This window comes from Nocardioides sp., assembly GCF_035547795.1.
Taxonomy (GTDB): domain Bacteria; phylum Actinomycetota; class Actinomycetes; order Propionibacteriales; family Nocardioidaceae; genus Nocardioides.
This window is the reverse complement of sequence record NZ_DASZUF010000079.1, coordinates 1-18,413: the sequence shown is the minus strand read 5'-3', so window position 1 is coordinate 18,413 and position 18,413 is coordinate 1. Positions and strand designations below refer to the sequence as shown.

The 18,413-nt window shown below is 73.1% G+C and carries 19 protein-coding genes; 7 read left to right on the top strand and 12 right to left on the bottom strand.

Annotated features, from left to right (window positions below; genetic code table 11):
- Positions 1-26: 26 nt before the first annotated feature.
- From VHA72_RS05815 to mraZ, 5 genes are all read right to left on the bottom strand, one after another.
- On the bottom strand, positions 27-1,616 hold the full coding sequence (locus tag VHA72_RS05815) for a UDP-N-acetylmuramoyl-L-alanyl-D-glutamate--2,6-diaminopimelate ligase (protein ID WP_325573497.1): 1,590 nt from the start codon (positions 1,614-1,616) through the stop codon (positions 27-29).
- 42 nt (positions 1,617-1,658) lie between these two features.
- Entirely contained in the window at positions 1,659-3,488 is a 1,830-nt protein-coding gene (locus tag VHA72_RS05810; RefSeq protein ID WP_325573496.1) for a peptidoglycan D,D-transpeptidase FtsI family protein, read from the bottom strand.
- Positions 3,489-3,539: 51 nt separating this feature from the next.
- A complete protein-coding gene (gene ftsL, locus VHA72_RS05805) occupies positions 3,540-4,100 on the bottom strand; it encodes a cell division protein FtsL (RefSeq protein ID WP_325573495.1) in 561 nt (186 codons plus the stop codon).
- Positions 4,097-5,098, bottom strand: a complete 1,002-nt coding sequence (gene rsmH, locus VHA72_RS05800) for a 16S rRNA (cytosine(1402)-N(4))-methyltransferase RsmH (RefSeq protein ID WP_325573494.1) — start codon at positions 5,096-5,098, stop codon at positions 4,097-4,099. The genes ftsL and rsmH overlap by 4 nt, the downstream gene beginning before the upstream one ends.
- A gap of 165 nt (positions 5,099-5,263) precedes the next feature.
- Positions 5,264-5,689, bottom strand: a complete 426-nt coding sequence (gene mraZ, locus VHA72_RS05795; RefSeq protein ID WP_325573493.1) for a division/cell wall cluster transcriptional repressor MraZ — start codon at positions 5,687-5,689, stop codon at positions 5,264-5,266.
- Positions 5,690-5,861: 172 nt separating this feature from the next.
- Between mraZ and VHA72_RS05790 the strand changes: the two genes are divergently transcribed.
- Genes VHA72_RS05790 through VHA72_RS05780 form a run of 3 tightly spaced genes read left to right on the top strand, consistent with a single transcriptional unit; the run spans position 5,862 to position 10,406 of the window.
- Positions 5,862-6,821 (top strand): AAA family ATPase, encoded by a 960-nt coding sequence (locus tag VHA72_RS05790; RefSeq protein ID WP_325573492.1) that lies wholly within the window; start codon positions 5,862-5,864, stop codon positions 6,819-6,821.
- A gap of 25 nt (positions 6,822-6,846) precedes the next feature.
- A complete protein-coding gene (locus VHA72_RS05785; RefSeq protein ID WP_325573491.1) occupies positions 6,847-8,094 on the top strand; it encodes a DUF58 domain-containing protein in 1,248 nt (415 codons plus the stop codon).
- Positions 8,095-8,102: 8 nt separating this feature from the next.
- Entirely contained in the window at positions 8,103-10,406 is a 2,304-nt protein-coding gene (locus VHA72_RS05780) for a transglutaminase TgpA family protein (RefSeq protein WP_325573490.1), read from the top strand.
- 128 nt (positions 10,407-10,534) lie between these two features.
- On the opposite strand, the gene VHA72_RS05775 is transcribed toward VHA72_RS05780, so the two are convergent.
- From VHA72_RS05775 to VHA72_RS05765, 3 genes are all read right to left on the bottom strand, one after another.
- The gene (locus VHA72_RS05775) at positions 10,535-10,954 is read right to left on the bottom strand and encodes an SCO2097 family morphological protein (protein WP_325573489.1); all 420 of its coding nucleotides are present in this window, start codon (positions 10,952-10,954) and stop codon (positions 10,535-10,537) included.
- A gap of 98 nt (positions 10,955-11,052) precedes the next feature.
- The gene (locus tag VHA72_RS05770) at positions 11,053-11,796 is read right to left on the bottom strand and encodes a methyltransferase domain-containing protein (RefSeq protein WP_325573488.1); all 744 of its coding nucleotides are present in this window, start codon (positions 11,794-11,796) and stop codon (positions 11,053-11,055) included.
- 4 nt (positions 11,797-11,800) lie between these two features.
- Positions 11,801-12,325, bottom strand: a complete 525-nt coding sequence (locus tag VHA72_RS05765; RefSeq protein ID WP_325573487.1) for a hypothetical protein — start codon at positions 12,323-12,325, stop codon at positions 11,801-11,803.
- Between the two features lie 32 nt (positions 12,326-12,357).
- On the opposite strand from VHA72_RS05765, the gene VHA72_RS05760 reads away from it, so the two are divergent.
- Positions 12,358-12,846 carry a YbaK/EbsC family protein gene (locus VHA72_RS05760; protein WP_325573486.1) on the top strand — a complete coding sequence of 163 codons (489 nt, stop codon included), beginning with the start codon at positions 12,358-12,360 and terminating at the stop codon, positions 12,844-12,846.
- A 24-nt stretch (positions 12,847-12,870) separates the two neighbouring features.
- On the top strand, positions 12,871-14,148 hold the full coding sequence (locus VHA72_RS05755) for a phytoene desaturase family protein (RefSeq protein WP_325573485.1): 1,278 nt from the start codon (positions 12,871-12,873) through the stop codon (positions 14,146-14,148).
- Between the two features lie 64 nt (positions 14,149-14,212).
- Here VHA72_RS05755 and metF read toward each other — a convergent pair whose 3' ends face one another.
- The gene (gene metF, locus VHA72_RS05750) at positions 14,213-15,124 is read right to left on the bottom strand and encodes a methylenetetrahydrofolate reductase [NAD(P)H] (protein WP_325573484.1); all 912 of its coding nucleotides are present in this window, start codon (positions 15,122-15,124) and stop codon (positions 14,213-14,215) included.
- Between the two features lie 39 nt (positions 15,125-15,163).
- Here metF and VHA72_RS05745 point away from each other — a divergent pair, with 39 nt between their 5' ends.
- A complete protein-coding gene (locus VHA72_RS05745; protein ID WP_325573483.1) occupies positions 15,164-16,225 on the top strand; it encodes a polyprenyl synthetase family protein in 1,062 nt (353 codons plus the stop codon).
- Positions 16,226-16,286: 61 nt separating this feature from the next.
- Here the strand turns inward: VHA72_RS05745 and VHA72_RS05740 are convergent, their stop codons facing one another.
- Genes VHA72_RS05740 through VHA72_RS05730 form a run of 3 tightly spaced genes read right to left on the bottom strand, consistent with a single transcriptional unit; the run spans position 16,287 to position 17,454 of the window.
- Positions 16,287-16,679, bottom strand: coding sequence for a barstar family protein (locus tag VHA72_RS05740; RefSeq protein WP_325573482.1), 393 nt, complete (start codon positions 16,677-16,679; stop codon positions 16,287-16,289).
- On the bottom strand, positions 16,676-17,068 hold the full coding sequence (locus tag VHA72_RS05735; RefSeq protein WP_325573481.1) for a guanyl-specific ribonuclease: 393 nt from the start codon (positions 17,066-17,068) through the stop codon (positions 16,676-16,678). Before VHA72_RS05735 ends, VHA72_RS05740 begins: the two co-directional genes overlap by 4 nt.
- Positions 17,069-17,073: 5 nt before the next feature.
- Positions 17,074-17,454 carry an Rv2175c family DNA-binding protein gene (locus VHA72_RS05730; protein ID WP_325573480.1) on the bottom strand — a complete coding sequence of 127 codons (381 nt, stop codon included), beginning with the start codon at positions 17,452-17,454 and terminating at the stop codon, positions 17,074-17,076.
- Positions 17,455-17,617: 163 nt separating this feature from the next.
- Between VHA72_RS05730 and VHA72_RS05725 the strand changes: the two genes are divergently transcribed.
- The coding region (locus VHA72_RS05725; protein WP_325573506.1) for a protein kinase domain-containing protein at positions 17,618-18,413 on the top strand (796 nt) is incomplete at its 3' end.

Below are 18,413 nucleotides of genomic sequence, written 5' to 3'. Positions count from 1 at the left end.
TCCCGGCGCCGATGCCCCGCCGCTGGCTATGCGTCGGTTGTGAGACTGCTCTCGCGCAGCACCTGCCGGGCGACGTCCCGGTCGTCGAAGGGGTACGTCGTCTCCCCGACCACCTGGCCGGTCTCGTGCCCCTTGCCCGCGATCACCACGATGTCGCCGGGCGCGGCGCGCCCGATCGCCGCGGCGATGGCGGCGTGCCGGTCACCGAGCTCGACCACCTCGGCCCGTCCGCCCTCGGCGCCGGCCAGCAGCGCCCGCCGGATCGCTGCCGGGTCCTCGCTGCGCGGGTTGTCGTCGGTGACCACCACGACGTCGGCCAGCCGGGCCGCGATCTCTCCCATGATCGGCCGCTTGCCCGGGTCGCGGTCGCCGCCGGCGCCCAGCACGATGATCAGCCGACCCTCGGTGAGCGGCCGCAACGTGCGCAGCGCGGCCTCGACCGCATCGGGCTTGTGCGCGTAGTCGACCACCACGGTGAAGTCCTGGCCCTCGTCGATCCGCTCCAGTCGGCCGGGCACTCCCCCGGAGGCCCCGAAGGCCGCGGCCACCTCGGCCACCGGCAGCCCGGCCTCGGCGATCGCCGCGATCGCCGCCAGCGCGTTGCTGACGTTGAAGTCACCCGCCAGCGGGACGCTCACGTCGTACGAGCCCGACGGGCCGACCGCGGTGAACGACGACCCGTCGGCGCCCAGCGTGACCTCGCGCGCCTGCCAGTCGGCGGCCGCGCCGCGCGCGGAGAAGGTCAGCACCGGGATCGTCGCCTCGCGGGCCAGCCGGCGGCCGTGCGCGTCGTCGACGCAGACCAGCCCGAGCCGCGCTCGCTGCGGCGTGAACAGCGACGCCTTGGCCTGGTAGTAGTCCTCGACGTCCCGGTGGAAGTCGAGGTGGTCGCGGCCCAGGTTGAGGAAGACCGCCACGTCGTAGACCACGCCATCGACCCGCCCCATCACCAGCGCGTGGCTGGAGACCTCCATCGCGCACGCCTCGACGCCGGCCTCGCGCATCACGCCGAACAGCGCGTGCAGGTCCGGCGCCTCGGGCGTGGTCAGCGCCGTCTTGATGTCCCGCCCTGCCACCCGGGTGCCGACGGTGCCGATCACGCCGGCCTTGACGCCGGCGGCCTGGAGCGCACCCTCGGCCAGCCGGGTGGTGGTGGTCTTGCCCTGCGTGCCGGTCACGCCGATCATCCGCATCGAGGTCGCCGGATCGCCGTAGATCCGAGCGGCCAGCCGGCCCAGCCAGCGTCGTGGCTCTCCGGCCAGCAGCACGGGTACGCCGGCCAGCACCGGCGCGTTGGGCCGCACCCGGTCGATGCCCGCCTGGTCGGTGAGGATCGCCACCGCACCTGCCTCGACGGCGTCCTCGACGTACTCGATGCCGTGCACGCGACTGCCCGGCAGGGCGGCGTACAGGTCACCGTCCAGGATGCGCTGCGAGCTCAGCGACAGACCCGTCACCTCGGTGTCCGGGTCGCCCGCGAGGGTGAGCAGCGGCTCGCCGCTCGCCGCCACCAGATCGGCGACCAACGCGCCCACGCGGGTGTGCGGCGGACGCTGCGGACGGGTGGCGGCGACCTGGCGCCGGCGCTCGCGCTGCTCTCGATCGGAGACGTTCATGGTGGCGGAAAGGCTAGACGACCGGAGCGCTGACGCCACGGCTCAGGGGCGACCGTGGTGGTTGACGCCCTTGCCCCACATCGTCGGCAGGTTCGACGGCTTGGTGTTGGTCGGGGGCACGCCGTAGCGGCGCAGCGCGAAGCTCATGATCTTCTGCCAGACCGGGCCAGCCGTGACGCCCCCGCCGATGGCCCCCTTGCGGGGGTCGTTGACCACGACGTAGACGGTGAAGCGCGGGTTGTCGGCCGGGGCGAAGCCGGCGTAGGAGACGGTCAGGCTGCCGTCGTACCGCCCGTTGACGGCCCGCTGGGCCGTTCCGGTCTTGCCGGCGACGCGGTAGCCGGGGATCTGGGTCTGCGGCGCGGTGCCGGTCTTCGGGTCCGGCACCCGCTCCATCATCTTCATCATCTGGGTGGCGGCCTTCTGGCTCACCACCCGGTGGCTGGTGGCCACGTCGGTGCCGACCACCTGACCGGTGTTGGTGACGGCCTTGCCCAGGATCAGGCTCGGGTCGATCCGGACGCCGCCGTTGGCCACCGCGTTGACGGCGCTGATCTCCTGCAGCGCGTTGACCGAGACCGACTGGCCGAAGTCGACGCGATCCTGGATCTCGTGGGTCCACTGGCTCATCGACGGCAGGATGCCCGGCGACTCGCCGGTGAGGCCGACGTTGGTGCGCTGGCCGAGGCCGAACTTCTCCAGGTAGGAGTGCAACTGTCCGGTCCCGAACCGGTCCGAGGCGAGCACGGTGCCGATGTTGGACGACTGCGCGATCACCCCGGCCAGCGTGAACGGGATGATGCCGTGCGGGAACCAGTCGTGGATGACCGTGTCCTCGCGGTGCAGCTCACCCGGGACGCTCAGCTTCGTCCGGTCGGTGACCTTGCCGGCATCGATGAGCGAGCTGAGGGTGAGGATCTTCTCCACCGAGCCGGGCTCGTAGACCTCGCTGAGTGAGCGGGCACCCCGGTCGGCCTTCGGCGACGCGCTCGGGTCGGAGGCGTCGAACGTCGGGTCGTCGGCGAGTGCCAGCACCTCGCCGGTCTTCACGTCCATCACGATCGCCATGCCGTTGAGCGCGTCCGACTTCTCGTCGGCCTGCTGCAGCACCCGCTGGGCGTACCACTGCAGGTCGCGGTCGATGGTGAGGTGGACGTCGGTGCCGTTGACCGGCTTGACCGTCGTGGAGGGACCCAGCGGCAGCCGGGTGCCCTGGTCGGCGACCTCGTAGGTCTCCTTGCCGTCCTTGCCGGCCAGCTCGCCGTTGAGCGACTGCTCCAGCCCGGCCAGCGGGCCGTCGGTGCCGAGGAAGCCGACGATGTTGGCGGCCACGTCCTTGGCCGGGTACTCCCGGATCGGGTCGTCGGCGGTGTAGAGCCCCTTGAAGCCCTTCGCCTCGGCCGCGGCCACGGCGGCCTTCGCCTTGGCGGCCGGCACCCGGCGGGCGACGTACACGAAGTGGGGGCCGGCGCCCTTCGCCTTGCCCTGCAGATCGGTGAGCACGCTGGTGTAGTCGAGGTTCAGCTTGTTGGCCAGCAGCGTGGCCAGCGCCGGCGCCGTCTTGGCCGTCACCGACGGGTCCGCGGTGATCATCAGGCCGTCCGCGGAGTCGGCCAGCGGCTCACCGTTGCGGTCGAGGATCTCGCCGCGCTGGGCGGGCAGCACCTGGGTGACCAGGTTCTCCTTCTCCGCGGCCTGGGCGTAGGCGTGCGGATCGAAGCCCTGCAGCTGCACCAGCCGGGCACCGAAGGCCGAGAGCACCATCGCGATGAGCACGAACCCGACCCGCAGCCGCAGCGACGGCGACCCACGACGGGTGCCACGCGACGGCTCGTCCGAGTTCCCGTCCAGGCGCGGCTCGGTACGACGCACGGAATGTCCTCACTTGCTGGCCTGTGACTGCTGATGCTGCTGAGGTCTTGTCTACCCTGCGGAGGCCGCCAACTTGTGGTGGTGCTTCGGCGCGTCGGCCTGCTTGGCCAACTTGTCGGTGGACTTCGTGGAGGTGGACGTGCCGCCCGCCACCGGGGCCGTCGGCTTCGGCTGGTGCTTCCACAGCTGCGGGGTGTTGTCCGCGGTGGCCGGCGTCGGCACGCCATCGACCTTGCCGTCGGGCACGTGCAGCACCGCCGGGTCCAGTGGGATGACCATGCCCTGTGCCTGCGCCTTGGCCGCGATCGTCTGCGGGTCGTTGAGCCGCTGGATGTCGGACTGGAGCGCCTGCTGGCGGGCGGCCAGGTTGGACGCCTGGACGCTCAGCTTGTTCTCCACGAACGCCGCCTGCTGCATCGAGGTGTTGAACATGAGCAGCCCGATCACGCCGCCGAGCAGGATCGCGCTGACCAGCGCCACGAACGGCAGCCGCGGCGCTCGCGCCCGGGGGCGCGGCACGACGGTGAGCCGGGCTCGACGCAGGGCGACCGGGTCGGCCCACGCCGCGAGCCGGCGGACGGAACGTGCTGCGGTTGCTGCGGTGCTGCTCATCTCTGGTCTCCCCCGGTGGATGCGGTGACGCGTTCGATCGCGCGCAGCCGGACGCTGGCGGCGCGTGGGTTCTGGGCGGTCTCGTCCGCCGACGCCTGCTCGGCGCCGCGGGTGACCAGGCGGAAGGCCGGCTCCATGCCGGCGGGCACGAATGGCAGGTCCGGCGGTACGTCGAGACGGGTCGCGGCACCGAACGCCTGCTTGACCAGCCGGTCCTCCAGCGAGTGGTAGGACTCCACGACGACCCGACCGCCGACCCCGATCGCCTCCAGCGACGCCGGCAGCGCCGCGCGCAGCGCGCCGAGCTCGTCGTTGACCTCCATCCGCAGCGCCTGGAAGGTGCGCTTCGCGGGGTGGCCGCCGCTGCGGCGGGCCGGCGCCGGGATCTCGGCGTAGAGCAGCTCGACCAGCCGCCCGCTGGTGCTCCACGGCTCGGTCTCGCGGGCCCGAACGATGGCGCGCGCGATCTTGGCCGCGAACCGCTCCTCGCCGTACTCCCGCAGGATCCGGGTCAGCTCCCCGACCGGGTAGGTGTTGAGGACGTCGGCCGCGGTCATGCCGCGGCTGGGGTCCATCCGCATGTCCAGCGGCGCGTCCTCGGCGTAGGCGAAGCCGCGCTCGCGCTGGTCGAGCTGCATCGAGGAGACGCCGAGGTCGAACAACACCGCGTCGACGTGGCTGAGCCCCTGTCCGGCCAGCACGTCGAGCAGCTCGTCGTACACCGCGTGCACGCCGACCCAGCGCTCGCCGAAGCCGGCGAGCCGCTCACCGGCCAGCGCCAGCGCGGACGGGTCGCGGTCGATGCCGATCACTCGCACGCCCGGGATCCGCTCGAGGACCGCAGCGGTGTGGCCGCCGTGGCCGGTGGTGGCATCGACCATCACGGCAGCGTCGTGGTCGAGAGCGGGGGTCAGCAGGGCCACGACCCGGTCGAGCATGACCGGCACGTGCTGCTGGCGCTCCACCCTGCTCCACCTCTCGATCGCGTCGGACTCCATATGCGCCGGATATGCGCCGGATATGCGCCGGATCCGCAGAGCCAGGTCTCATGCCCGCTCCCGGGGAAGTTGCTCGCCTGGAACCGGGGAAGGTGCCCCAGGTGGGCGGTGAGAGCGGGACTGAGACCTCGTCCTGCGGATCCGCTGTGCTGTTGTGCTCGGGCGCTAGGCCTGTGGTTCCTCGTCGAGATCGGAGAACTTCTCCGCGGTCTCGGCGTCGTACTCCAGCCAGCGGGCCTGGTCCCAGATCTCGAGCCGGTCGCCGACGCCGATGACGGCGACGTCCTTCTCGAGCCCGGCATAGGCCCGCAACAGCGGCGGGATCGCGATCCGCCCCTGCTTGTCGGGGGTCCCGGAGTCGGCACCGGAGAAGAAGGAGCGGGTCACGTCACGCGTGCCCCGCCGCTCCCGCGGCTGCGCCATCACCCGGGCCGCCTCGGCCTCGAAGACGTCCTGGGGCCACACCACGAGGCACTTCTCCTGCCCGCGAGTGACCACGACACCCTCCGCCAGACGGTCCCTGAACTTGGCCGGGAGGAAGAGCCGCCCCTTCTCGTCGAGGCGCGGCGTGAAGGTGCCCATGAAGAACATGGCGCCCCTCCACTTCACTGGGAACTTCCCCCACTTCGCCCCACCCTACTCCACTTTCCCCCACCGTCAACCACTTCGACGGCGATTTGCGCCCCGCTCCTCCCCCTCCTCAGGCCGCCGTTCGGACGGTGAGGGCAGACGTCCCCATCGCCGACGCCGTACGGTTGGGAGCGTGAGTACGCCGAGTGCCGATCTGGAGACCGTTGCCCGGGTCGCCGGACGCATCCGCGCCAACGTGGAGCGCGTCATCGAGGGCAAGTCCGAGGTCGTCTTCTCGACGCTGGTGGTGCTGTTGGCCGAGGGGCATCTGCTCATCGAGGACGTGCCCGGCGTCGGCAAGACCCAGCTGGCCAAGGCACTGGCCCGCTCCATCGACTGCTCGGTGCGGCGCATCCAGTTCACGCCGGACCTACTGCCCTCGGACGTGACAGGAGTCTCGGTCTTCAACCAGAACACCCGCGAGTTCGAGTTCCGGCCCGGCGGCATCTTCGCCAACATCGTGGTGGGCGACGAGATCAACCGCGCCTCCCCCAAGACCCAGTCGGCGCTGCTGGAGTGCATGGAGGAGCGGCAGGTCACCGTCGACAACACGACCTACCAGCTGGACTCGCCGTTCCTGGTGATCGCGACCCAGAACCCGATCGAGATGGAGGGCACCTACGTCCTCCCCGAGGCGCAGCGCGACCGCTTCATGGCGCGGGTCTCGGTGGGCTACCCGCCGGCGGTGGCCGAGATCGCGATGCTCGCCTCACATGCCACCGCCAACCCGCTCGACGACCTCGAGCCGGTCACCGACGGCGCCGAGGTGCGCAAGCTGATCGCGATCGTCAACCAGGTGCACGTCTCCGAGGCCGTGCAGAAGTACGCCGTCGCGATCGCGCACGCCACCCGCAGCGCCGGCGAGCTGGCCCTCGGGGCCTCGCCGCGCGCCACCCTCCACCTGGTCCGGGCCGCGAAGGCCTCGGCCGCGTTGCAGGGCCGCGACTTCGTCCTGCCCGACGACGTCAGCGCCCTGGCCGGGCCCGTGCTGACCCACCGGCTGCTGCCCAGCGCCGAAGCGGCGCTCACCGGTCGCCAGGTGGGCGACATCCTGCACGGGCTCGTCACCGCCGTACCCGTGCCGACGGCCTGATATTGGGGTGATGTGAGGTGACCCGATGCGCGAGGCACTGCGTGGCCTGACCGTCCGCGGACGGGCGTTCCTGGCCGCCGGCGTCACGGCGATCGTCTGCGCCGTGGTGCTCGGCCAGCCCGGGTTGACCCGCGTCGGCGTGCTGCTGCTCGTGCTGCCGCTGCTGGTCGCGTTCGTGGTCAGCCGCGGGCGCTACCGACTCGCCCTGGTGCGCACCGTCGCTCCGCGCGTGGTCACCGCCGGGCAGCCGGCCCGGGTGCAGGTGTCGCTCAGCAACGAGGGCCGTACGCCGACCGCCACGCTGCTGCTGGAGGAGTCGGTGCCGTTCGCGCTCGGCGCCCGACCACGGTTCGTGGTGCGGCGGCTGGGCCGCGGCCGCCAGGTGGAGTACCAGGTCCGCTCCGAACTGCGCGGCCGGTTCGAGATCGGCCCGATGACGGTGCACGTGTGCGACCCGTTCGGGCTGGTGCGGCTGGGCCGGGCGTTCTCCTCGACCACCCCGCTGACGGTCACCCCGCGCACCGTCCCCCTCGCCGCGATCCCGCTGACCGGGATGCGCGGCGGCGCCGGCGACAGCATGCCGCGCGCGTTCGCCGGCGGCAGCGCCGAGGACGTGACGGTGCGCGAGTACCGCCGCGGCGACGACCTGCGGCGTGTGCACTGGCGCAGCTCGGCCCGCGTCGGCGAGCTGATGGTGCGCCGGGAGGAGCAGCCCTGGCAGGCGCGCGCCACCCTGCTGCTGGACAACCGGCTGCGGGCACACCGCGGCGCCGGCGCGGCGTCGTCGTTCGAGGCGGCGGTCTCGGCGGCGGCCTCCATCGCGGTGCACCTGAGCGAGCGTGGCTTCACCGTCCGACTGGTCACCGCCACCGGCGACGACCCGACCGCCTGGCAGCGACGACACGACGCTCCGGACGCCGCGACGCTGCTGGAGGCGCTCGCGGTGGTCGGGCTGACCCCGACGAGCGCGTTCGACCTGGGCTGGCTGGACGAGACCGCGACCGGCGGGCTCGTCATCGCCGTACTCGGGGCCCTGGAGGGCGCCGAGATCACCGCACTGCGGCGGCTGCGGCATCACGCCGGAGCCGCGCTCGGCCTCGCCCTGGACGTCCCGACCTGGGGCGCCGCCGGGCACGGCGAGATCCCCTACGGTGTCCCCGCCGCGCCGCTGCTGGCGCAGGCCGGCTGGCAGACCGCGACGCTCGCGGCCGGCGAGCGGTTGGAGCCGGCCTGGAAGGCGCTCGGCGTCCGGGTCAAGGCGGTGGCGCGATGAATCGCTCGATGAGCCGCGAGCTGCGCGAGGCGCTGCTCACGGCGCTCACCGCCCTCACCGTGTGGGTGGCGCTGTGGTCGTGGCGCAGCGTGGCCGCCGGCATGTCGCACGCACTGCCGACGCTAACGCTCACCGGGATCCTCGTCGCCGCGGCCGGCGCCGGCATGCGGCTGTTGCGGTGGCGGTGGTACGCCGTCGTGCTCGTCCAGCTCGCGCTAGCCTGGTCGGTGGTGAGCATCCGGCTGGTCCACACGCCGCTCCCGATCCACGGCACGCCGCTGCTCCACCTGGAGGACGCGTTCCTGGAGGCCGGGGACGCCGCCGACCGGTATGCGCCGCCGGTGCCGGTGCTGCACGGGATCCTCGCGTTCGTGCTGTGCGGCGCCGCGCTGGCGTTCGTGATCGCCGACCTGCTTGCCCGCACCCTGCACCGCCCGCCGCTGGTCGGCCTGGCGCTGCTGGCCGTGCTGGCGGTGCCGTTCAGCGTGGTGGGCGGCGGTGTCTCGCCCTGGATCTTCGTGCTGACCGCGGCCGGCTTCCTGGGTCAGATCGTGGTCGAGGAGTCCGCTCGGGTGACCCACTGGGGCCGCTCCCTGGACGGCCCGGAGCGGGTCGACGACACCACCAGCACCGGTTGGCGGGGCAGCCTGGGTGCGGCTGCGGTCGGGACCACCGCGACGGCGCTCGCGCTGGTGGTGCCCCTCGGCATCCCGACCCTCCACCTCGACCTCAGCGGCATCGGCAACGGGAGTGGCGGCGGGCACGTGACCGTGACCAACCCGATGGTCGACCTGCACCGGGACCTGGTGCAGGGGCGGGACGTGCCGCTGGTGGTGGCGAAGACCCGCGACCCCGACCCGACGTACCTGCGGATCGCGGTGCTCACCCGGTTCACCGACTCCCAGTGGACCGCCGGCGACCGGAGCATCCCGCGTGACCAGGACGCCATCGGCGACCTGCCGCTGCCCGGCGTCGACCCGAGCGTCAAGCGCACCGAGTACAGCTACCAGATCACCGCCGAACACGACTTCGACTCACGCTGGCTGCCCACGCCGGCTCCCACCTCCGAGATCCACGCCGCCGGCGACTGGCGCTACGACGCCAACACCATGGACTTCATCGCCGCGGACAAGAACCTGACCACCGCCGGGCTCACCTACACGGCCACCAAGGACCAGCTCTCGCTCAGCGGGAGCCAGCTGATGGACACGATCGCCGGCGTGGGCCAGGTGCCGGCGTACTACACCGAGCTGCCCGCCGACCTGCCGAAGCTGGTCTCCCAGCTCGCCCTCCAGGTGACACGCGGGCAGACCACCGCGTTCGGGAAGGCGGTGGCGCTGCAGTCCTGGTTCCGCACCGATGGCGGCTTCCACTACTCCACCGCCACCACGCTGGGCAGCGGCACCGACGACCTGGTGACGTTCCTGCGCTCCGGGCCGGATGGACGCACCGGCTACTGCCAGCAGTTCGCAGCGGCGATGGCGGTGATGGCCCGCAGCCTCGGCATCCCGGCCCGCGTCGCGGTCGGCTTCCTCGCGCCGACCCGGATGAGCGACGGCAGCTACGTCTACTCCAGTCACGACATGCACGCCTGGCCGGAACTGTACTTCGCCGGCGCCGGCTGGGTGCGCTTCGAGCCGACCCCGGCCGTGCGCGGGACCGCGGCGCCCAGCTACACCCACAACCTCACCACCGACACGCCGCAGGTCGGCAGTGTCGAGGAGCCCAGCGACCAGCCCACCACCCGGTCGAGCTCCTCGGCGCTCCCCAAGCAGGCCCAGCGTCACCAGGCACCGAAGGAGACCGCGACGCCGACCCACCGCACCACCCACCACGTGGCGGCGTGGGTCTCCGGTGGGGTCGCGCTGCTGGTGGTGGCGGTCGCGCTGACACTGCCGACGACGATACGGCGGCGTCGCCGGGCCCGGCGTCTGGCCGGCGATCCCGAGGCGGCCTGGGCCGAGGTGCGCGACACCATGCTCGACCTATGGATCCCCTGGGCGGACGGCGTCTCGCCGCGCACGAACGCGCGGCTCATGTCGACGTACATCGGCACGTGGGAGGGCAAGGAGGCACTCCGCCGGCTGCTGACGGCGGTGGAGCGGGAGCGCTATGGGCGGACCGGTGCGGAGCACGCCGTCGCCGACGACGCCCGGCTGGTCATCGAGGGGCTGCGAGCGGGTGCCTCGCCGGGCGTCACCAGGCGCGCGACCTGGTGGCCTCGCACGGCGCTGCGGCGGCGTCCGGGGCAGCAGCCGACGGTGCTCCTCGACGAGAGTGCCGACGGCCCGGACGTGGCCGTGCGCGGCTAGAACCGGTGCGGTGGGCGGCGTCAGAAAAGCCGGCTAGCAGACGAGTCGGGGATCGCTCTCGCTCCACTCTCACTCGCCAGTGGTGGCCCACTGCGCGACACCGCGCGCGGCCGACTCCCTACCAGTCCCTACCAGCCGAAGCCGCCGTCACGGCGACGGCGCCACCGTGCCTCGACCCGATCCATGAAGGAGCCGGAGGAACGCGGCCGCGGGCCGCGGGCGGAGCGGCCACCGTCGATGACGGTGAACCCGTGCGAGCCGTGGATCGGCATGGTGAGCGGTCGGCCGCGCAGCGCGGTGAGGCCGACGGTGGCCGAGCCCAGCATCACCAGGAAGCCCAGGATGCCGATCGCCCACAGGCCGGTGATCACGCCGGACATCAGCACGACCACGCCGACGACGAACGCGACCGCGGAAAGGATCACCCGGCGATGCGCAGCCCGGCGAAGCGAGTGACCCTGGAGGGTGGAGGCGAACTTGGGGTCCTCCTCGGAGAGGGCACGCTCCATCTGCTCGAGCAGTCGCAGCTCCTCTTCCGAGAGTGGCACCGGATCCTCCTAGGTCGTGCTTAAGCCAATTCTAGGCAGCCTGGTGCGGTCACGGTAGGCGAGCGGCGAAAATCTTCAACGATCCTGACGGCGCGGGCTCAGGAGCGTGCCGCCAGCACGTGCAGCTGGGCCGCCAGCGGCAGGAAGTCGGCGCGCTTGGCGACGGCGTTCTCCAGCTCGGCCAGGGCCGCGGTCGAGCCGGGCTCCAGATCCAGCAGCGACCCCGGCACCAGGTCGGTGAAGACGCGCACGCCGTGCACCGCCATCACCTCGAAGTCGGCCTCCACCACCGCGACGGTGAGCTCGCCGGCGGTGAACCGCCGCCCCACCCGGCCACTGGGCGCGTCGTCGTCGAGCAGAGCCAGGGCCTGGGCGAAGTGACCCGCCATCGCCCGCGCCACCACGGCCGCGTTGCGCTGCGCCACGACCAGGCTCAGCACCCCACCGGGACGCAGCACGCCGTGCAGGGTGCGCAGCGCGGCGGCGGGGTCCTCGACCACCTCGAGGACACCGTGGCACAGCACCAGGTCGGCGCTGCCCTCCCCCACCACGTCGGTCAGGTCGGCCAGGTCGCCCTGGTGGGCGGCCACGTCGACGCCTTCCTCACGGGCCCGTCGAGCCAGCGCGGCCAGCGCGTCGGGACTCGGGTCGACCACGGAGACGCGATGGCCGAGCCCGGCCATCTTGACCGCGAAGCCGCCGGTGCCGCCGCCGATGTCGACCACGTCGACCGGCCGCTCGCCGAGCAGCGGCTCGAGCGCCGACCACACCACGCCGGTCCGCGCGGTGGCGCGGCGCTCGCTGGGCCGCTCGGTAGGCCGCTCGGTAGGCCGCTCGGTCATGTCGTCAGCCTCGCGTCGCCGGGACGGCCGGTGCCGCGTCCGCCGGTCGCGGCGCCTCCGCGGCCGGCGGATGGATGTAGCGGGTGACCGGCGGCAGCCACATCAGCACCAGCGACCCGATCCCGATCGCCATCGCCACGAAGGTGCACACCACGAACAGCGCCGGCGGCTCGGTGAGCACCGCGCCCACGCTGGCCACGGCGGTGAACACCAGCAGCACGGTGATGCCGATCCGGCCCCACTCGAACCCGTTGCGCAGAAACGCGCCGAGCACCCACAGCAGGCTGGCAATGACGACGTACATCGTCAGCGCCGGCGCCACGAAGTGCGGCGGACGGACGGTGCCGGCCTTGACCGCGGCCAGGCCCTCGGTGCGGAGCAGGTGGCGCGTGGCTGGATTGCCCTCGGCCCACGACCGGATCAGGGAGTCGTGGAAGATCACGATGAGTAAGACGGTGATCCCGCCGACAGCGACCAGGGCCGCCAGCGCTCGCAGTGCCCTGGTCAGCTCGACCGGCCTCTCGTCCACAGGTCCTCCTCGCATCTGGCTAGGGTGCCGCCATGAGCAGCGAGCACCCCTCGGTCGTCGCCTTCCGTGCCGCCCACCGGGAACGCGGCGGAACCGGCGACATCGTCATTCTGCCCGACTCGGTCCACACCGCCGCACTGGCGGCCGAGGCGCTGGGCTGCGAGGTGGGCGCGATCGCCAACAGTCTGCTCTTCGCGGTACCCGACGGGGAGGGCGGCGGCACGCCCGTGCTGATCCTCACCTCCGGGGCCCACCGCGTCGACACCGCGCTGGCCGCCGAGCGGATCGGCGTGCCGAGGCTGAAGCGGGCCAGTCCGGAGTTCGTCCGCGAGCACACCGGGCAGGTCATCGGCGGCGTGTCGCCGCTGGGGCATCCGGCCCCGCTGCCGACGTACCTGGATCCCTGGCTGCGCCGCCACCCGGTCGTGTGGGCGGCCGCGGGCCACCCGGCCGCGGTCTTCTCGACCACGTATGACGAGCTGCTCGCGCTGACCGGCGCCACCGAGCTGGCCGTGGACTGAGCCCGGACCCGCTACCCTTCGCGCGTGGCGCGGGTCGTGGTGGTCGGTGGTGGCTTCGGGGGGATGGCGGCCGCGGCGCGGCTGGCCAAGCTCGGCCACGAGGTGACGCTGCTGGAGGCCACCGAGCAGCTCGGCGGCGCGTTGGCGCCGGTGACGCAGGACGGGTTCACCTGGGACGGCGGTCCGTCGTACACGCTGCTGCCGGCGGTGATCCGCGACCTGTTCCGCAAGTCCGGCCGGCCGGTGGAGCGCGAGCTGGATCTCGAGCCGGTCGAGGTGATCCGCGAGCACCGGTTCGAGGACCGGTCGCGGCTGCGGGTCCACGGCGGGTCGCGGGGCGCGCAGCTGGCGGCGTTCGAAGAGCTCGGCACCGGGCTCGGGCAGCAGTGGGTCGACTTCGTCGCGTCGTACGGCGAGGTCTGGGAGCTGCTGCGCCAGCACTACTTCGAGGTCGCCACCTCGCCCCGGCCGGCGGAGGTGAGCGCGGTGCTGGAGGCGCGGGAGATGCTGGCCAAGCGGATCCGGCGCACGTTCAAGGACCGCCGGCTGCGTCTGGTCGCCGGCTTCCCGGCCGAGGCCGAGGGGCACAACCCCCGCGACGTGCCGGCCTGGGCGGGGCTGGTGCACTACCTGGAGCAGCGCTTCGGCGCCTGGACCGTCCCCGGCGGGATGCACCAGCTGGCCGCGGCGCTGACCGCGCGGCTGGCCACCCGCGGCGTCACGGTGCGCACCGGGCTGGCGGCCGCCGATCTGGTGGTCCGGAGCGGCCGGGTGGTGGCGGTGGCGACCGCCGCGGGCGAGATCGAGGCCGACCACGTGGTCTGCGCGATCGACCCGCGCCGGCTGCCCGCCCTCGAGCGGTTCTCGGACAGGACGCTGCCGGCGATGCCGCCGCAGGTCTTCCACCTCGGACTCGGCGACGCGCCGCAGCTGCCGGCCGGTGAGGTGGTGCTGCACGGCGATCCCCTGCTGGTGGTCCGCGGCCGGGGCAACGCCTGGACGGTGCATGCCCGCGGCAAGCTGCTCGAGGACGTCACCGTCGCGCTGGCCCGGCACCGGCTCGATGTGCGCGACCAGGTCGTCACGCGCGTCGATCTCGGGGTGCGCGAGCTGGTCGGCCGGTGGGGCGGGTCGCCGTACGGGCTGCTGTGGCAGGGCCGCTCGACGCTCGCGCTGCGGCACGGTCCGACCACCCCGATCCGCGGCCTGTACGCCGCCGGCGCGCACGCCAATCCCGGCGCCGGGCTGCCCTACGTCGGGCTGTCCGCAGCGCTGGTCGCCCAGGCCATCGGCCCGGCCTAGCGGCGTACCTGACTTCCTCGGCTCGCGTCGGCGTGTCACCGTGCGAAAGGTCAGGTGCCCGCGGTCAGACCCGGACGTTGAGCCGGTCGAAGATCTCCAGCGTGGCCGTGGAGCGGTTGAGGGTGTAGAAGTGCAGGCCCGGGGCGCCGCCGTCGAGGAGCTGCTCGCACAGCTCGGCGGCGATCCCGATGCCCTCCGCGCGGATCGCCTTCGGGTCCTCGTGCCGCTCGATCCGCGCCACGATGTCGGCCGGCACCGAGGTGCCGATCAGCTCGCCCTGGCGGCGGATCGCCGCCAGGTTCAGGATCGGCATGATCCCCGGCAGGATCGGCAGGTCCACCCCGCGCCCGCGCACCCGCTCGACCAGCCCGAAGTAGTCCGAGGCGCGAAAGAACATCTGGGTGATCGCGAACTGCGCCCCCGCCCGCGCCTTCGCGGCCAGCACGTCGGCGTCGGCGTCCAGCGACGCCGCGCTCGGGTGCCCCTCCGGGAACGCCGCCACGCCGATGTCGAAGCCGCCGCGGGCCTTGACCAGCTCGACCAGCTCGGCGGCGTAGGTGAGTCCGCCCGCGGTCGGCGTCCAGGGGGCGCGCGGGCCTTCGTGCGGGTCGCCGCGCAGCAGCATCACGTTCTCGACGCCGGCGTCGGCGTAGGAGTCCAGCACCGCCTCGATCTCGGCCACCGTGTGGCCGACGCAGGTCAGGTGCGCCATCGGGGTGAGGCTGGTCTCACGGGCGATCCGGCCGGTCACCCGGACGGTCGTGTCGCGGGTGGTGCCGCCGGCGCCGTACGTCACCGAGACGAACGTCGGCTGATAGGGCTCCAGGGTCTCGATGGCCTGCCACAGCTGCGCCTCCCCCGCCTCGTCCTTGGGCGGGAAGAACTCGAAGGAGAACGACGGCTCGCCGGCGCGCAGCCGCGCGGCGATGCTGCCGCCGGGGCCGTCGTCGGGTGCCGGTGAGCTCTGCGCTGCCATGGCCGAAGTCTAAGGTCAGCGGCCCGATAGGGTCTGTCCGTGAGCACCCCGTGGGACGCCGGCGCCTTCCGCGCCCGGATCCAGGCCACGCTCGACGACTTCCTCGACACCCAGGCCCAGCGGCTGGAGCCGCTGGGCGACGACGCGGCCCGGCTGGTGGCACAGGCCCGGGCGTCGGTCACCGGTGGCAAGCGGTTCCGGGCGGCGTTCTGCTACTGGGGCCATCGGGCCTACCTGCCCTCTCCCGACGACGCCGAGGCGCTCATCCGGGCGTGCGCCTCGCTGGAGCTGCTGCACGCCTCCGCGCTGGTGCACGACGACTACATGGACGCCTCGGACACCCGTCGCGGGCGGCCCGCGACGCACCGCGTCTTCGAGGCGCAGCACCGCACGGCGGGATGGCGCGGCGACGCGGAGCAGTACGGCGGCGCGGCCGCGATCCTGCTCGGCGACCTGCTGCAGGCCTGGGCGGACGAGCTGCTGCGTGGCTCGGGCTTCCCGGCCGGGCGCACCTCGCGGGCGCTGGAGCTGTTCGACCTGACCCGGACCGAGGTGATCGCGGGGCAGTTCCTCGACGTCTCGGTGCAGGCCCGCGGGCTCGCCTCGGTGGAGACCGCGATGACGGTGCTGCGCTACAAGTCGGCCAAGTACTCCATCGAGCGGCCGCTGAACATCGGCGCCGCGCTCGCCGGCGCCCGGTCGCTGTCGGGGCTCTCCGCGTTCGGGCTGCCGCTGGGCGAGGCGTTCCAGCTGCGCGACGACCTACTGGGGGTCTACGGCGATCCCGCCACCACCGGCAAGCCCGCCGGGGACGACCTGGTGGAGGGCAAGCGCACCGTCCTGGTCGCCCTGGCCCTGGAGGCGGCCGGCCCCGCCGAGGCCGCCACCCTCGACGGGGCGCTCGGCACGCCGCTGACCGAGGCCGAGATCGCCGAGCTGCGCCGGATCATCACCGACTCCGGCGCCCAGGCCCGGGTGGAGGCGATGATCGCCGAGCTGGCCTCCCACGCGGTCGCCGCCCTGGAGCGCGCCGACATCGACCCGACCGCCCGCGACGTACTGCGCGGGCTGGCGGCGGCTGCCACCCAGCGCGCGCTCTGAGGGGGTAGTTCGGGGAGAAACGGTCTATTACTGGCTGGTAAACCGACCGTTTCTCCCCGAACTACCCCAACAGCGCGGGTACGTCGAGGGCCGGGCCCGGACCGGCGAGCAGCACGGCGAGGGGTCCGGCCTGCCCCAGCACGTGCACGATCGCACCGAAGGCGGTCGGGTCGTTCTCGGCGAGTCCGGCCCAGTCGCGCCACAGCAGCAGGGTGGGACCGCGCAGGTCACGCAGGCAGTCGGCCAGGGCGTCGAGATTGCGGCCGTAGTGCGCGCCGAACCCGAGCGCCGCCCCGATCGCCTCCAGGGTGTCCCTCTTCGTCGCGGCGCCCCGCACCGGCGCGAAGCCCCAGCCGGCGGCGAGCGCGGCGGTCTCGGCGGCGGTCTCGTCGTACTCCTCGCTGCGGTAGACCCCGCGCGGGAGGTCGCCCGACAGCAGTCCTGAGAGGGTCATCGCCGGATCCTCCGGAACGAGTTGTAGTGGTCGTCGGTGTAGTAGAGCTCCCCGCCCCGGCCGGTGATGATCCGCCGGGCACCGCGGGTCGAGGCGCCCGGCGTGTCCACGGTGTACTCGTGGTAGTAGCCCGACGGCTCCGTGGGCAGCAGCCCCTCGTAGTTGCCGAAGACCGAGCCGTCCTTGCCCGGATACTCGAACGGTCCGCCCTCGTCGATCTCGGCGAGCACCCGACGCGCCTGCGATGGCAGGTCGTCCGCGTCCACCCATCCCGTCGCCGCGTCGTGCGTCGCCGGCGAGGACGCGTCATGGTGGGCCAGGCCGCCGACCAGCGCCCCGAGGACGACCACGAGCAGGCCCACGACCCCGGCGATGGTCTTGCGCGACATCGGCCTCAGAACGCCATCGCCTGAGCGCGGCGCTTGACCTCCGACCCACGGTTCTCGCGCAGCGCGTCGATCGGCCGGCCCGGCAGGTCCTGGTCCATGAAGAGCCAGGCGATGCACTCGCGGTCGTCGTACCCGCCGTCGTGCAGCAGCGTCAGTAGCCCGGGCAGGCCCTTGACCGGGAGCCCGTCTTGGATCAGCGCCGCCGGGACGCGCTGTCCCGCGCCCTTCTCCCCCGGGTTCGGTACGGCGGCGGCCAGCTGGTGCTCGCGCACCATCGTGCGCACCTTCGCCGGGGTGACTCCGAGGGCCTTGCCGGCCTGCGCCCAGTCGAGCCATTCGGTCACGAGGGCGCCGAGGTCCTGGTCAGCCAGTGAGCGTGCGTCCATGGGCGCCACTCTCCCACCTCCCGTGTCGCGTCGGAAAACTCGCTCACCGCTCCGTACCATGGGAGGCCCGGTCACTTCCCCGGCCGGGTCAGCAGGAGGGGCCGACGTGCAGCCAGACCGGCACGCCCGCGCGGGCAGCGACGCGCGCACGGTCGCCGACCCCATGATCGGCCGGGTGCTGGACCGTCGCTACCGGATCAAGGCGCGGATCGCCCGCGGCGGGATGGCGACCGTCTACCAGGCCGAGGACCTGCGGCTGGACCGCACCGTCGCGGTCAAGGTGATGCACGCCGGCCTGGGTGACGACGCGGCGTTCGCGGCCCGGTTCGTGCGCGAGGCGCGCGCCGCCGCCCGGCTCTCCCACCCGCACGTGGTGGCGGTCCAGGACCAGGGCGAGGACGACGGCGTGGTCTTCCTGGCGATGGAGTACGTGCCCGGCTACACGCTGCGCGACACCATCGCAGCCGAGGCGCCGATGTCGCCGCGCCGGGCGCTGGCGGTGCTCGACCCGGTGCTGCAGGCCCTGGCCGCGGCCCACCGCGCCGGCCTGGTGCACCGCGACGTCAAGCCGGAGAACGTGCTCATCTCCGAGGACGGCCGCACCATCAAGGTCGCCGACTTCGGGCTGGCCCGGGCGGTCACCTCCGAGACCCAGCACACCTCCACCGGGGTGCTGATCGGCACCGTCTCCTACATCGCCCCCGAGCTGGTCACCGACGGCACCGCCGACGCGCGTGCCGACGTCTACGCCGCCGGCGTGATCCTCTACGAGCTGCTCACCGGCCACAAGCCGCATGCCGGGGAGACCCCGATCCAGGTCGCCTACAAGCACGTGCACAACGACGTGCCGCCGCCGTCACAGGCGGTCCCCGGAATTCCGCCGTACGTCGATGCGCTGGTGGCGCGTGCCACCGCCCGCGACCGCGATCGCCGCCCGGCCGACGCCGGCGTGTTCCTGC

What these genes read in the sequence shown, in the direction of transcription:
- VHA72_RS05785 (WP_325573491.1), top strand. Translation starts at nt 6,847, where the DNA reads ATGCGCGAGGCACTGCGTGGCCTGACCGTCCGCGGACGGGCGTTCCTG.
- ftsL (WP_325573495.1), bottom strand. Translation starts at nt 4,100, where the DNA reads ATGAGCAGCACCGCAGCAACCGCAGCACGTTCCGTCCGCCGGCTCGCG.
- VHA72_RS05735 (WP_325573481.1), bottom strand. Translation starts at nt 17,068, where the DNA reads ATGTCGCGCAAGACCATCGCCGGGGTCGTGGGCCTGCTCGTGGTCGTC.
- VHA72_RS05780 (WP_325573490.1), top strand. Translation starts at nt 8,103, where the DNA reads ATGAGCCGCGAGCTGCGCGAGGCGCTGCTCACGGCGCTCACCGCCCTC.
- rsmH (WP_325573494.1), bottom strand. Translation starts at nt 5,098, where the DNA reads ATGGAGTCCGACGCGATCGAGAGGTGGAGCAGGGTGGAGCGCCAGCAG.
- VHA72_RS05770 (WP_325573488.1), bottom strand. Translation starts at nt 11,796, where the DNA reads ATGACCGAGCGGCCTACCGAGCGGCCTACCGAGCGGCCCAGCGAGCGC.
- VHA72_RS05815 (WP_325573497.1), bottom strand. Translation starts at nt 1,616, where the DNA reads ATGAACGTCTCCGATCGAGAGCAGCGCGAGCGCCGGCGCCAGGTCGCC.
- VHA72_RS05760 (WP_325573486.1), top strand. Translation starts at nt 12,358, where the DNA reads ATGAGCAGCGAGCACCCCTCGGTCGTCGCCTTCCGTGCCGCCCACCGG.
- VHA72_RS05730 (WP_325573480.1), bottom strand. Translation starts at nt 17,454, where the DNA reads ATGGACGCACGCTCACTGGCTGACCAGGACCTCGGCGCCCTCGTGACC.
- mraZ (WP_325573493.1), bottom strand. Translation starts at nt 5,689, where the DNA reads ATGTTCTTCATGGGCACCTTCACGCCGCGCCTCGACGAGAAGGGGCGG.
- metF (WP_325573484.1), bottom strand. Translation starts at nt 15,124, where the DNA reads ATGGCAGCGCAGAGCTCACCGGCACCCGACGACGGCCCCGGCGGCAGC.
- VHA72_RS05740 (WP_325573482.1), bottom strand. Translation starts at nt 16,679, where the DNA reads ATGACCCTCTCAGGACTGCTGTCGGGCGACCTCCCGCGCGGGGTCTAC.